This is a genomic window from Methylobacterium sp. TK26 (genome assembly GCF_055361565.1).
Genome location: NZ_CM143965.1, coordinates 3566463 through 3578931, shown reverse-complemented (window position 1 = coordinate 3578931; position 12469 = coordinate 3566463). Strand labels below are relative to the sequence as shown.

At 70.2% G+C, this 12469-nt stretch carries 12 protein-coding genes; 7 read left to right on the top strand and 5 right to left on the bottom strand.

Features of this window, described 5'->3' with window-relative positions; genetic code table 11:
• Positions 1-180 precede the first annotated feature (180 nt).
• From ACXJ1Y_RS17390 to ACXJ1Y_RS17380, 3 genes are all read right to left on the bottom strand, one after another.
• Positions 181-2055, bottom strand: coding sequence for a tetratricopeptide repeat protein (locus tag ACXJ1Y_RS17390; RefSeq protein WP_463847410.1), 1875 nt, complete (start codon positions 2053-2055; stop codon positions 181-183).
• A gap of 150 nt (positions 2056-2205) precedes the next feature.
• On the bottom strand, positions 2206-2466 hold the full coding sequence (locus tag ACXJ1Y_RS17385) for a flagellar protein (RefSeq protein ID WP_463847409.1): 261 nt from the start codon (positions 2464-2466) through the stop codon (positions 2206-2208).
• A 78-nt stretch (positions 2467-2544) separates the two neighbouring features.
• A complete protein-coding gene (locus ACXJ1Y_RS17380; RefSeq protein ID WP_463847408.1) occupies positions 2545-4218 on the bottom strand; it encodes an electron transfer flavoprotein-ubiquinone oxidoreductase in 1674 nt (557 codons plus the stop codon).
• A 147-nt stretch (positions 4219-4365) separates the two neighbouring features.
• Here ACXJ1Y_RS17380 and ACXJ1Y_RS17375 point away from each other — a divergent pair, with 147 nt between their 5' ends.
• Positions 4366-5223 carry a uracil-DNA glycosylase gene (locus ACXJ1Y_RS17375; protein WP_463847407.1) on the top strand — a complete coding sequence of 286 codons (858 nt, stop codon included), beginning with the start codon at positions 4366-4368 and terminating at the stop codon, positions 5221-5223.
• Between the two features lie 79 nt (positions 5224-5302).
• On the top strand, positions 5303-6220 hold the full coding sequence (gene ypfJ / locus ACXJ1Y_RS17370; protein WP_463847406.1) for a KPN_02809 family neutral zinc metallopeptidase: 918 nt from the start codon (positions 5303-5305) through the stop codon (positions 6218-6220).
• 42 nt (positions 6221-6262) lie between these two features.
• Here the strand turns inward: ypfJ and ACXJ1Y_RS17365 are convergent, their stop codons facing one another.
• A complete protein-coding gene (locus tag ACXJ1Y_RS17365) occupies positions 6263-6526 on the bottom strand; it encodes a hypothetical protein (RefSeq protein ID WP_463850147.1) in 264 nt (87 codons plus the stop codon).
• Between the two features lie 139 nt (positions 6527-6665).
• Between ACXJ1Y_RS17365 and ACXJ1Y_RS17360 the strand changes: the two genes are divergently transcribed.
• Both ACXJ1Y_RS17360 and ACXJ1Y_RS17355 read left to right on the top strand, forming a co-directional pair.
• Positions 6666-8288 carry an ABC-F family ATP-binding cassette domain-containing protein gene (locus ACXJ1Y_RS17360; RefSeq protein WP_463847405.1) on the top strand — a complete coding sequence of 541 codons (1623 nt, stop codon included), beginning with the start codon at positions 6666-6668 and terminating at the stop codon, positions 8286-8288.
• 10 nt (positions 8289-8298) lie between these two features.
• Complete coding sequence (locus ACXJ1Y_RS17355; protein ID WP_463847404.1) at positions 8299-9291, top strand: DUF2891 domain-containing protein; 993 nt, start codon at positions 8299-8301, stop codon at positions 9289-9291.
• A 6-nt stretch (positions 9292-9297) separates the two neighbouring features.
• On the opposite strand, the gene mnmE is transcribed toward ACXJ1Y_RS17355, so the two are convergent.
• Entirely contained in the window at positions 9298-10599 is a 1302-nt protein-coding gene (mnmE, locus tag ACXJ1Y_RS17350; protein ID WP_463847403.1) for a tRNA uridine-5-carboxymethylaminomethyl(34) synthesis GTPase MnmE, read from the bottom strand.
• 113 nt (positions 10600-10712) lie between these two features.
• On the opposite strand from mnmE, the gene bla reads away from it, so the two are divergent.
• The 3 genes from bla (at position 10713) to ACXJ1Y_RS17335 (ending at position 12455) form a co-directional block, all read left to right on the top strand.
• Entirely contained in the window at positions 10713-11555 is an 843-nt protein-coding gene (gene bla, locus ACXJ1Y_RS17345; RefSeq protein ID WP_463847402.1) for a class A beta-lactamase, read from the top strand.
• 6 nt (positions 11556-11561) lie between these two features.
• Complete coding sequence (ybaK, locus tag ACXJ1Y_RS17340) at positions 11562-12050, top strand: Cys-tRNA(Pro) deacylase (RefSeq protein ID WP_463847401.1); 489 nt, start codon at positions 11562-11564, stop codon at positions 12048-12050.
• Between the two features lie 78 nt (positions 12051-12128).
• A complete protein-coding gene (locus ACXJ1Y_RS17335) occupies positions 12129-12455 on the top strand; it encodes a hypothetical protein (protein WP_463850146.1) in 327 nt (108 codons plus the stop codon).
• The last annotated feature ends 14 nt before the right edge of the window (positions 12456-12469 follow it).

The window sequence follows — 12469 nt, the reverse complement described above, 5'->3', positions numbered from 1 at the left end:
CCCCGGCGGACAGGCCCGCGCGGGGTTTGCCGCGCATGGGGCGGCAGGGTGCGATCGTGGCCGGTAATGTGGACCGAAGCGCCGGGAAATGCGCGCCGATTTTTCTCAAGCGGTGGACAAAAAGGACTTGTCCCCGCATGTCCCGCCGCCTCCCCGCGCGGGGAGGCGGCGGCGAGGGGATCAGCCGCCCGTCTTCTTCGGCTTGTCGGCCGAGCCCGGCGCCTCGTGGGGCTGGGGGGCGCCCTTCGGCAATTCCGGATTGTCGGGCGAATGCGGCGCCGCCACGGGGGCCGGCGGGTTCTCGGCGGTGGCGGTGGGCTTGCCCGTCTCCGGCAGGCCGTCCTTCAGCTTGTCGTTGATCTTGGCGAGATCGTCCGGCTCGGGGTTCAGGTCCTTGGCGTGCTGCCACTGGAACTTGCCCTCGAGGCGGCGGCCGGCGCGCCAATAGGCATCGCCGAGGTGGTCGTTGATGGTCGGGTCGCCGGGCTTCAACTCGACGGCCTTCTCCAGTTCGCGCACCGCGTCGTCCCAGCGGCCGAGGCGGAAATAGGCCCAGCCCAGGCTGTCGACGATCATGCCGTCCCGGGGGGCGGAATCGGCGGCCTGCTGCAGCAGCTTGAACGCCTCGTCGATGTTCATGTTCTGGTCGACCCAGGAATAGCCCAGGTAGTTCAGCACCTGCGCCTTGGCGGCGGGCTGGCTGTCCGGCACCAGGGAGAGCGCCTTCTTCAGGTCGGCCTCGGCCTTGGGCCATTGCTTGGCGCGCTCGTAGGCGACGCCGCGGAAGTAGAAGGTCGTCCAGTAGTTCGAGAGCGGCCGGTCGCCGATCAGGTCGATGGCGCGGGTGTAGCTGGCGGCGGCCTCGTCGTATTGCTTGCGCGCCCGCTGCACGTTGCCGAGCGCGGTGATGACGTCGATGTCGTCGGGATGGGCCTTCATCGCGGCGGCGAGCTGCGCCACCGCCTCGTCGCTCTTGCCCATCTGCTCCAGGTTGAGGCCGATCTGGATGTCGGAATTGAGCTTCAGGGGCGAGGCCGCCGGGATCTGCGCATAGGCCTCGTTCGCGCGCTCGGGCTGCTTCATCCGGTCGAGGGTGTCGGCGAGCGTCAGGCGGGCCAGCGCGTGGTCCGGCGACAGGTAGAGGGCGAGCCGCAGGTAGATCACGGCGGGCAACTCGTCGCCCTGGGTCGAGCCGGCCGAGCCGAGGCCGTAGAGCACCTCGGCGGCGCCATCCTGAGCGGTGGTGACGAGCTTGCCCAGCGGCTTGCCGGCCTTCAGCTTGTCGAGGGCGTCGCGCACCAGCGGGTGGCGGGGCGAGAGCCGGTCGAAATCGGTATAGGCCTGGATCGCCACGTCGGTGTGGCCCATGCTGGCCTCCTGCCGGGCATAGGCGTCCACGATGCGCAGGGTGTTGCGGTCGCCGTCATAGGCGGCCTTGAGGCGCGCCTCGGCCTCCTTGTCGTCGCCGGTCACGGCGGCGATCAGGCCCGCGTGATAGTCGCGGAACGTGTTGTAGTAGCGCTCGCCCCGGAGCTTGGCGACGGTGTCGAGGGCCCGCTTGCTGTCGCCCGCACCGGCATAGGACCACGCGGTCAGCAGGGTGGCGGTGAGGTCGGTGGCCGCGCCCCGGCCGCTGCGCGAGAAGTTCTGGCGGGCGGCGGCCCATTGGCTCGCCTTGATCTGGCGGACGCCGAGGGAGAGGTTCGCGAGCCCGTTGGTCGGGTCGCGGGCGACGAGCTTCTCCGCCGTGCGGAAGGCATCCGGCAGGGCGCCGTCGGCGAGCAGGGAGATGAAGGCCCGCTCCACCAGCTCGGCGTTGCGCGGGTCGGCACGGACGGCCTCGCGGTAGAAGGTGGCCGCCGCCGTCGTGTCGCGGGCCGCGCCCGCGATGTAGGCGGAGAGGAAGTTGCCTTCGAGGGATTCCGCCGGCTCGTAATCGCCCGACGGGACCGAGGCGGTCTCCTTCGGCTGGGCGGCGTTCGCGCCGTGCGGCAAGCCGGTGGCCAGCAGGAGGGCGAGCGCCGAGACGGTGCGGCGGGCGCGAAGATGGGTCATGAACCGTTCCGGCTCCTGAGACGCCGGGCCTGGAAAGGGCCGACGCCTGAAAACATGCGGGGCACATCGCCCGGGCGAAAAGCGCCGGGAGACTGGACTCATCCCGCCACCGCCGCAAGGCGAAAGGATGGCGCGGGGCTCACGGGTCCGTCAGGCCAGGATGTCGAGGGTCCGTTTGGTCATCGTGTCGGCGGTGCGCGCCACGGCGGCGTTCAGGGCGAAGCTCGTCCTGGCCTCGATCAGGTTCAGGGCCGTCGCCGAGAGGTCGAGGGTCGCGGCCGGCGGCAGCGTGCCGCCGCCCTCGTCCGGCACCGATCCGGTTCCCAGCGCAGCGACGCGACCGGCCACGGCGTCGAGCCGTTGGCTCGCCGTATTCATCCCGCCGGTCGCGATCGTCAGGGCATCGGACATCGTCACCTCGTGCCCGCGAGGATCGGTGCGAGACGTGAAGATCGCGCGCACCGAATCCGTCGCATTCGAGGGATCGCCTCACATGTTCGGGTAGTTCGGCCCGCCCGGCCCCTCCGGCGTCACCCAGTCGATGTTCTGGTTCGGGTCCTTGATATCGCAAGTCTTGCAGTGGACGCAGTTCTGCGCGTTGATCTGGTAGCGCACCCCGTCCGAGGCGGAGGCATCCTCCACCCACTCGTAGACGCCGGCCGGGCAGTAGCGGTTGGACGGGCCGCCGAACACGTCGTGCTCGGATCGCTTCTGCAACTCCATGTCCCGGACCTTGAGGTGGGGCGGCTGGTCCTCCTCGTGGTTGGTGTTCGACAGGTACACCGAGGAGAGCCGGTCGAAGGTCAGCTTGCCGTCCGGCTTCGGGTAGGTGATCGGCGTCACCTCCGAGAGAGGCTTGAGGCAGGCATGGTCCGGCTTGCCGTGGGAGAGCGTGCCGAAGGGCGAGGTGCCGAGGATGCTCGTCGCCCACATGTCGATGCCGCCCAGCCCGATGCCGACCAGCGTGCCGTACTTGGACCAGAGCGGCTTCACGTTGCGCACCGGCTTCAGGTCCTGCCCGATGGGGCTATCGCGCCAGCCCCGGTCGTAGGCGGTCAGCTCGTCGCCCTGGCGACCGGTCTTGAGGGCGTCGGCGATGGCGTCGGCCGCCTGCATCCCGGAGAGCACCGCGTTGTGCGAGCCCTTGATCCGCGGCACGTTCACGAAGCCCGCCGAGCAGCCGACGAGGCAGCCGCCGGGGAAGACGAGCTTCGGCACCGATTGCCAGCCGCCCTCCATGATCGCCCGGGCACCGTAGCCGATGCGCTTGGCGCCCTCGAAGGTCTCCGCGATCATCGGGTGAGTCTTGAAGCGCTGGAACTCCTCGAACGGCGACAGGGTCGGGTTCTCGTAGTTCAGGTGCGTGACGAACCCCACCGAGAGCAGGTGGTCGTCGAAATGGTAGAGCCAGCTTCCGCCGCCGGCCTTGTTCGGCAGGGGCCAGCCCATCGTGTGCTGGACGAGGCCGGGCTCGAACTTGCCGGGCGCCAGCTGCCACAGCTCCTTCACCCCGAGCCCGTACTTGAAGTGGTCGCTGTGGGCGTTCAGTCCGTAGCGGGCGATGAGCGCCTTGGTGAGGTTGCCCCGCGCGCCTTCGCCGAACACCGTGTACTTGCCGCGCAGCTCCATGCCGCGGGTGTAATCGTCGCGCGGCTCGCCCGCCTTGCCGATGCCGAGGTCGCCCGTGGCGATGCCGACCACCGCGCCGGCCTCGTCGAAAAGTACCTCGGAGGCCGGGAAGCCGGGATAGATCTCGACGCCGAGCGCCTCCGCCTGGGCGCCCAGGTACTTGCACACGTTCGACAGCGAACCGACGAAATTCCCGTGGTTCGACATCAGCTTGGGGAAGAACAGGTTCGGCAGGGTGATGCCGCTGTTCTTGGTGAGCATCATGAACTCGTCCCGCTCGACGGCGGTCTTGAGCGGGCGCTCGGGGTCCGTGCGCCACTCGGGGAGCAGGGCATCGAGGCCGATCGGGTCGATCACCGCGCCGGACAGGATGTGGGCGCCGACCTCGGAGCCCTTCTCCACCACGACGACGCTGATCTCCTCACCGATCTCGGCGGCGCGCTGCTTCAGGCGGATGGCGGCCGAAAGACCCGCAGGCCCGGCACCGACCACCACCACGTCGAAATCCATGCTCTCCCGTTCGGGCAGCGCCATCCTCACCACTCCTGATCTTCTTCTGTCAGCTTTGTCTGCCGTCTGAACCGATTCCAAGCTAGAAACGCAAGCGCACTTAAGGCAGCACCGCGCCGAGGCCATGGCCGGAACGTTGTCCACAGGCCCGGCCGCCCCCACTTAGAGACGATGCCGAACCCCGCCGACGCGCAGGCCGACCTCATCGCCATCCTCGACTTCCAGACGGAGGCCGGGGTCGATGTCGCGCTCGACGAAACGCCGCACGACCGCTTCACCGAAGCCGACGCGCCGGAGCCCGTCCGCGCCCGGCCCGCGCCGCGCCGGGCGGCGGCGCCCGCTCCGGCCCCCTCCCCTCCCCCGCAGGAGGCGCCGCGCCCCGCGCCCCGCGCCACCTTCGGCCGCGCCGCCTCCGCCGAGCCCGAGGCGGCGGCGGGCGATGCCCGCGCCCGGGCCCGCAACGCCGCGAGCCTGGAGGAACTGGAGGCGATCCTCACCGAGTTCGACGCCTGCCCCCTGCGCTTCACCGCCAAGAACCTCGTGTTCGGGGACGGCAACCCGCAGGCGCGGGTGATGTTTCTGGGCGAGGCGCCGGGCGCCGACGAGGACCGGATCGGCAAGCCGTTCATGGGCCGCTCGGGCCAGCTCCTCGACAAGATGATGGCGGCGATCGGCCTCGACCGGAGTTCGGCCTACATCGCCAATGTCGTGCCGTGGCGCCCGCCGGGCAACCGCAACCCGACCCCGCAGGAGGTCGCGACCTGCAAGCCCTTCGTGGAGCGGCAGATCGAACTGGTCGATCCCGAGCTGATCGTTTGCCTCGGCGCCCCGGCGACGCAGACGCTCACCGGCACTAAGGACGGCATCCTGAAGACCCGCGGGCGGGTCTTCCCCTACGCCCTGCCCTCCCGCGAGGCGAAGCTCCTCGCGACGCTGCACCCGGCCTTCCTCCTGCGCCAGCCCCTGCAGAAGCGCCTCGCGTGGCGGGATTTCCGCGCCGTGCGGGCGGCCCTCGACGGGAAAGCTTGACGGTGCGGGCGGAACCGGGTCTCCCCTCCCGCCATTAGACCAAGCCGGATGCGGCCGGTGCGGCACGGATGGCGGGATCATGCGCTGGGAAGATCTACGGAGCTCCGACAACGTCGAGGACCGGCGTGGTGAAGGCGGCGGCGGTGGCGGCGGCATGGGCTTCCCCGGCGGCGGCGCCGGCGGGCTCGGCATCGGTGCCATCGTGGTGGTGCTCATCATCAGCTACTTCACGGGCATCAACCCGGCGATTTTGATGGGCGGCGCCGAGTCGATCACCCGGGGTGGCGGCGGCCAGCGCCAGGAGCAGGCGGACCCGCAGACCCAGGCCAAGCGGCGCCAGGCCCCGACCGACGAGAGCGGGCGCTTCGCCTCCAAGATCCTCGGCAACACCGAGGACGTGTGGAACACGATCCTGCCGCAGCAGACCGGCAAGCAATACACCCCGACGACGCTGGTGCTCTACACGGGCGGCACCCGCTCGGGCTGCGGCTCGGCGCAGGCGGCGATGGGGCCGTTCTACTGCCCCCTCGACAAGAAGGTTTACCTCGACACCGGCTTCTTCAAGGAGATGTCGACGAAGTTCGGCGTGAAGGGTGATTTCGCCTACGCCTACGTCATCGCCCACGAGGTCGGCCACCACGTGCAGGACGTGCTCGGCATCCTCGGCAAGGTGCAGGCCCGCCAGCAGCAGGCGTCGAGCAAGAGCGAGTCGAACGCCCTCTCGGTCCGCATCGAGCTGATGGCCGATTGCCTCGCGGGCGTCTGGGCGAAGAACTCGAACGACAAATACGCCGAATTGGAGCAGGGCGACATCGACGAGGCCCTGAACGCCGCCGCGCAGATCGGCGATGACGCGCTGCAGCAGCGCTCGCGCGGCTACGTGGTGCCGGATTCCTTCACACACGGCTCCTCGGCCCAGCGCCAGCGCTGGTTCTCGGCCGGCTACAAGAGCGGCCAGACCAAGTCCTGCGACACGTTCCGCACCGCCAACAATTGAGCGTCTGCGCTCCCTCCCCTCTGCGGGGAGGGGGCGTAAGCCTTAGGTACGCCGGCTGAGCCGCTTCGCGTTCGCCTGCACCTTCCGGCGGTAGCTGTGAATCACCTTCTGGTTCGACGCGCCGGAGGCCATCATCATCATCGCCTCGCCGGCCGCGTAGACCTTCTCCGTCACCATGCGCTGCGCCTCGACCTGCGCGGCGGGGCCGCCCATCGACAGCATCGTCATGCGCTGAAGGATCACCCCCTGCGCTTCCATCGCGAGCATGGACATGTCCATGCCCATCTTCCACCAGCCGAACAGCATCGTCGTCCTCATGTTGCGTTTGGCAACTCGCGACACCGTCGCCGTTTCCCGGGTGCGGCGCTGCGCTGCCATGCTTTGCGTGGGCGCGGCCCATGCCGTAATCGCCTCGGGCCCCTCTTCCGAGACTCGACCCCGACCCATGATACGCCTTGACCGCATAACAAAGCAGAACGGCAAACAGCTGGTCTTCATTGAGGCCAGCGCCGCCTTGCAGCGGGGCGAGAAGGTCGGGCTCGTCGGCCCGAACGGCGCCGGCAAGACCACCCTGTTCCGCATGATCACCGGCGAGGAGCAGCCCGACGAGGGGCAGGTCCAATCCGAGCGCGGGGTGACGATCGGCTATTTCAGCCAGGATGTCGGCGAGATGACGGGCCGCAGCGTCGTCGCGGAGACGATGGACGGGGCCGGGCCGGTGAGCGCCATCGCCACCGAACTCGCCGAACTCGGCGCGGCGCTGGCCGACCCCGATCGCGCCGACGAGATGGAGGCGCTGATCGAGCGCTACGGCGAGGTGCAGGCCCGGTTCGAGGAGCTCGATGGCTACGCCCTGGAAGGCCGGGCGCGGGAAACCCTCGACGGTCTCGGCTTCAGCCAGGAGATGATGGAGGGCGATGTCGGCGCCCTCTCCGGCGGCTGGAAGATGCGCGTGGCGCTCGCCCGCATCCTGCTCATGCGCCCCGACGCGATGCTCCTCGACGAGCCCTCGAACCACCTCGACATCGAGAGCCTGATCTGGCTCGAAAACTTCCTGCGCGGCTACGACGGCGCCCTGCTGATGACCTCCCACGACAGGGAGTTCATGAACCGCATCGTCAACAAGATCATCGAGATCGACGGCGGCACCCTCACCACCTACTCGGGCGATTACGCCTTCTACGCGCAGCAGCGCTTGCAGAACGAGGCACAGCGGCAGGCGCAATACGAGCGCCAGCAGGCGATGCTCGCCAAGGAGATCCAGTTCATCGAGCGGTTCAAGGCCCGCGCCTCGCACGCCGCGCAGGTGCAGAGCCGGGTAAAGAAGCTCGACAAGATCGAGCGCGTCGAGCCGCCCCGCCGCCGCCAATCCGTGGCCTTCGAGTTCCAGGCGCCGCCCCGCTCCGGCGACGACGTGGTGATGCTGAAGAACGTGGGGAAGCGCTACGGCAGCCGCGCCATCTACGACGGGCTCGACTTCTCCATCCGCCGCAAGGAGCGCTGGTGCGTGATGGGCGTGAACGGCGCCGGCAAGTCAACGCTGCTCAAGCTCGTCACCGGCACCACGACGCCGGATGCCGGCACGGTCACGGTCGGCGGCAGCGTGAAGCTCGGCTACTTCGCCCAGCACGCCATGGACGTGCTCGACGGCGAGCGCACCGTGTTCGAGACCCTGGAGGAGGCCTTCCCGCAGGCGGGCCAGGGGTCGCTGCGCACGCTCGCCGGCTGCTTCGGCTTCTCGGGCGACGACATCGAGAAGCGCTGCCGGGTGCTCTCCGGCGGCGAGAAGGCGAGGCTGGTGCTCGCGCTGATGCTCTACGATCCGCCGAACTTCCTCGTGCTCGATGAGCCGACGAACCATCTCGATATCGGCACCAAGGAGATGCTGGTGGAGGCGCTCGCCGCCTTCGAGGGGACGATGCTGTTCGTCTCGCACGACCGGCACTTCCTCGCCGCCCTGTCGAACCGGGTGCTGGAAATCACCCCCGACGGCGCCCACCAATATGGCGGCGGCTACACCGAGTACGTCGCCAGCACCGGCCGGGAGGCGCCGGGCCTGCGCAGCTGAGGGAGTAGGGATGGGCCATCGCCTGACGCGGGAGATCGCGGAGCGCTTCGCGTCCATCGCCCTGGGGCACGTCACCCGCGAGTATCCCCACAAGACCGGCCTCGTCTTCGGCGGGCCGGAGGACGTGCGCCCGCCCGTCGCGATGCACCCTGTGTTTCACGGCAGCTTCGACTGGCATTCCTGCGTCCACGGCTACTGGCTGCTCGCCCGCCTGCTGCGGCTTTATCCCGATCTCGACCAAGCGGGAGACATCCGCGCCCTGTTCGACCGGCAGCTCGTTCCGGTAAAGATAGCCGGCGAATGTTCGACCTTCGACGCCCCTAGCGCCCGGGGTTTCGAGCGTCCCTATGGCTGGGCATGGCTCCTGAAACTCGCGGCGGAATTGCGCGAGGCCGATGCGTCCCGCTGGGGTGAGGCCCTGGCCCCCCTCGCGGAGCGGATCGCCCGGCGCTTCGCGGCCTTCCTGCCCATCGCCCCCTACCCCGTCCGCGTGGGCACGCATTTCAACACCGCTTTCGCCCTGCGCCTTGTCGCCGACTATGCCGACGCCGACCTCTTCGCGCTGCTGCGGAAGACAGCGCTGGCATGGTACGGCGAGGACGTCGATTGCCCCGCCTGGGGGGAGCCCGGCGGCGACGACTTCCTGTCCTCCACCCTGATCGAGGCGGAGGCCCTGCGCCGGCTGCTCCCGGCGGACGCCTTCGCGGCGTGGTTCGACCGGTTCCTGCCGCGCCTGTCTGAGGGCCACCCCGCGACCCTGTTCATGCCGGCCATCGCCACCGACCGCAGCGACGGCAAGATCGCCCATCTCGACGGGCTGAATCTCAGCCGGGCATGGTGCCTGCGCGCCCTCGCCGACGCCCTGCCGCCGGGCGATCCCCGCCTGCCTCCGATGCGGGAAGCCGCCGATCGGCATATCGAGATCGCGATGCCCCATCTCGCGGGCGATTACATGGGCGAGCATTGGCTGGCGAGCTTCGCGCTCCTCGCCCTTGACACCTGACCCGCGTCATTTGCCGATACAGAAGCCGGCAAACAATCGGTCCAGCACATCCTCGACGCCGACATGGCCGCCGACCTCGCCGAGGGCCCGCACGGCGAGGCGCAGATCCTCCGCCGCCAGTTCCGGCAATCCGCCCCCCATCCCCGCGCAGAGCCGGTTAAGATGGCCGAGGCAGCGTTCCAGGGCCTCCCGGTGGCGGGCGCGGGTGATGAGGGCATCGCCCTCGCCCATCCCCGCCTCGGCGCGATCCCGCAGGGCGCCGAGGAGCGCCGGCATCCCCTCCCCCGTATGGGCCGAGACCGCGAGACTGGCCGGCGCGGCGTCCGGCAGATCGGCCTTGGTGTGCACCACGAGGGCCGAAGCCCCGCCGAGATCGGGCACGACGCCGCCCGGCGGCACGAGGGCGAGGACGAGATCGGCCTGCGCGATCCGCGTGCGGCTGCGGCGGATGCCTTCCGCCTCCACCGCTTCCTCCGTCTCGCGCAGGCCCGCCGTATCGACCAGCACGACCGGCAACCCGTCGAGATCGAGCCGCACCTCGATGGCGTCCCGCGTCGTGCCGGGAATTTCCGACACGATGGCCGCGTCTCGCCGCGCGAGGGCGTTGAGCAGGGTCGACTTGCCGGCATTGGGCTCACCCGCCAGCACCACCCAGAACCCATCGCGCAGACGCTCCCCGCGCCGCCCATCCGCCAGGGAAGCCGCGATGGCATCCCGCAGAGCCATGGCACGGCCGATCAGAGCGGCATCCAGACCAGCCTCGTCCACGTCGCCCTCGTCGGAGAAATCCAGGGCGGCCTCCGCCCCCGCGAGCAGATCGATCGCCTCGTCCCGCCACGCTGCGACCTGCCGGCTGAGTACGCCGTCGAGCTGCCGCAGCGCCTGCCGCCGCTGCCCCTCGGTTTCGGCATCGATCAGATCCGCGACGCCCTCGGCCTCGGCGAGGTCCATGCGGCCGTTGAGCACCGCCCGGCGGGTGAACTCGCCCGGTCCCGCCGCCCGGCAGCCGGGGGCGCGCGACAGGGCGGCGAGCACCCGCGCCCGCACGGCGAGCCCGCCATGCAGGTGAAGCTCGGCCATGTCCTCTCCGCTATAGGTCTCGGGGCCGGGAAAGAAGGCGATGAGGGCGCGGTCGAGCACCGTGCCGTCCTCCGGATCGCGCAAGGTGCGCAGGGACAGCCGGCGCGGCGCGGGGCGCGGCCCGCAGAGGGCATCGAGCGTCGAGCCCGCCTGAGGCCCGCTGATGCGCAAGACCGCCACCGCCGCGCGGCCGAACCCGCTCGCCGGGGCGAAAAGCGTCTCTGCCATCCGGGTCGATTCTCCGCCGCGTCCTCGCCGGCTCCCTATCATGGTCGGTGCCACGGAACAGCCGCAAACCGGGACCACCGCTGCGCCCGATCCTTCCCGGAGAGATGATTCCCATGGGCCTCATCACCCGCCGCGCCGCCTGCACGGGCCTTCTGGCCGCTGTCCTGCCCGCCTTCGCGGAGGATCGCCTGCGCGCCATCGAAGCCGGGACCGGAGGCCGCCTGGGCGTCAGCGTCGCGGGGGAGGGACTCGCTCCCCTGTCCTGGCGCGCCGACGAGCGCTTTCCCCTGTGCAGCACCTTCAAGGTCCTGGCGACGGCGGCGGTGTTGGCCAGCGGCGAACCGCTCGACCGGGAACTGACCGTTCGCGAATCCGACCTGCTGAGCTACGCCCCCGTCTCCCGCAAGGTCTTCACCGAGCGGGGCGGGCGGATGACGCTCTCGGAAGCCTGCGCGGCCTCCCTCGTATGGAGCGACAACACCGCCGCGAACCTACAACTCGCCCGGCTCGGCGGGCCTGCCGCGCTCACCCGATGGGTGCGGGGCACGGGCGACACGATCACCCGCCTCGACCGGGACGAACCGACCCTCAACACCGCCCTTCCCGAAGACCCACGGGACACCACCTCCCCTGCCGCGATGCGCGAGACCCTCGCGAAGATCCTCCTCGGCGGGGTTCTTTCACCGGAAGCGCGGACGCAGCTGGAAAGCTGGATGGTGGGCGCACAGACCGGCTTCAAGCGCCTGCGGGCGGGCTTGCCGCCGAACTGGATCGTGGGCGACAAGACCGGCAGCGGCGACAACGGCACCTTCAACGTGGTGGCGATCCTCCGCCCGCCGGGCCATCCGCCGCTGATCGCCACGAGCTACCTGACCGAAGCGACCGCGCCGGCCGCCACCTGCGACGCCGCCCATGCCGAACTCGGCCGGCTGATCGCCCGGCATGTGGGAGCCTGAGCCCGTATGGCCCCGAAGACGACCCGCGCGACGCAGGCCCTCGACAAAGCCGGCATCCGCTTCACCCTCCATGCCTACGATTACGACCCGGACGCCCCGCGCATCGGCCTGCAGGCCGCCGAGGCCCTCGGCGTGCCGCCCTCCCGCGTGCTGAAGACGCTGATGGCCAGTGTCGATGGGCGCACCGTGTGCCTGCTCGTCGCCTCCGACCGGGAGGCCGCGATGAAGCGCGTCGCCGCCGCCTTCGGGGGCAAATCCGCCGCGATGATGAAGCCCGCCGACGCCGAGCGGCTGACGGGTTACCATGTCGGCGGCATCAGCCCGCTGGGGCAGAAGCGCCCTTTCCCGACCGCCGTCGACGCCCACGCCCTGACCGATCCCGAGGCCGCCATCCACATCAACGGCGGCGGCCGGGGCTTGCAGATCCGCCTGCGGGAGGGCGACCTCGTGGCGGCCCTGAAGCCCACGGTCGTGCCCCTGACCGAGCCGCGCTAACGGATCGTTTACCTCACGCCCACCAGTGTCGAAGGCTCTGCGGATGGGTGGGAGGACGACGTGCGGCTCGGCGGATCGATGGCGCTGGCGCTGGTTCTGCTCGCCGGCCCGGCTTTCGCCGCCGACCTCGGGGAGCCTTACGTCGGCGATCCCGGCGGGCCGCCGCTGCCGCGCTACTTCCCCCGCGGCGACGGGCTCGACGTGCAGGGCCCCCTCCCCCTGCCCCGCCGCCGGACGAAGATCGTCTGCACGCCGCGCCGCGTCCCGACGCCGACCAACGCCCCCGACGATCCGAGCTATGTCGGCTCGCCCTACGGCCTCGGCAAGCCGAGCTATTACGGTTTCACGCCGCCGCTCGGCATCGACGATCCCTACGGCCGGTCCGTGCTGCCCTACTGCCCATAGCCCCCGAGAATCGG

What these genes read in the sequence shown, in the direction of transcription:
- ACXJ1Y_RS17390 (WP_463847410.1), bottom strand. Translation starts at nt 2,055, where the DNA reads ATGACCCATCTTCGCGCCCGCCGCACCGTCTCGGCGCTCGCCCTCCTG.
- ACXJ1Y_RS17385 (WP_463847409.1), bottom strand. Translation starts at nt 2,466, where the DNA reads ATGTCCGATGCCCTGACGATCGCGACCGGCGGGATGAATACGGCGAGC.
- ACXJ1Y_RS17380 (WP_463847408.1), bottom strand. Translation starts at nt 4,218, where the DNA reads ATGGCGCTGCCCGAACGGGAGAGCATGGATTTCGACGTGGTGGTGGTC.
- ACXJ1Y_RS17375 (WP_463847407.1), top strand. Translation starts at nt 4,366, where the DNA reads ATGCCGAACCCCGCCGACGCGCAGGCCGACCTCATCGCCATCCTCGAC.
- ypfJ (WP_463847406.1), top strand. Translation starts at nt 5,303, where the DNA reads ATGCGCTGGGAAGATCTACGGAGCTCCGACAACGTCGAGGACCGGCGT.
- ACXJ1Y_RS17365 (WP_463850147.1), bottom strand. Translation starts at nt 6,526, where the DNA reads ATGCTGTTCGGCTGGTGGAAGATGGGCATGGACATGTCCATGCTCGCG.
- ACXJ1Y_RS17360 (WP_463847405.1), top strand. Translation starts at nt 6,666, where the DNA reads ATGATACGCCTTGACCGCATAACAAAGCAGAACGGCAAACAGCTGGTC.
- ACXJ1Y_RS17355 (WP_463847404.1), top strand. Translation starts at nt 8,299, where the DNA reads ATGGGCCATCGCCTGACGCGGGAGATCGCGGAGCGCTTCGCGTCCATC.
- mnmE (WP_463847403.1), bottom strand. Translation starts at nt 10,599, where the DNA reads ATGGCAGAGACGCTTTTCGCCCCGGCGAGCGGGTTCGGCCGCGCGGCG.
- bla (WP_463847402.1), top strand. Translation starts at nt 10,713, where the DNA reads ATGGGCCTCATCACCCGCCGCGCCGCCTGCACGGGCCTTCTGGCCGCT.
- ybaK (WP_463847401.1), top strand. Translation starts at nt 11,562, where the DNA reads ATGGCCCCGAAGACGACCCGCGCGACGCAGGCCCTCGACAAAGCCGGC.
- ACXJ1Y_RS17335 (WP_463850146.1), top strand. Translation starts at nt 12,129, where the DNA reads ATGGCGCTGGCGCTGGTTCTGCTCGCCGGCCCGGCTTTCGCCGCCGAC.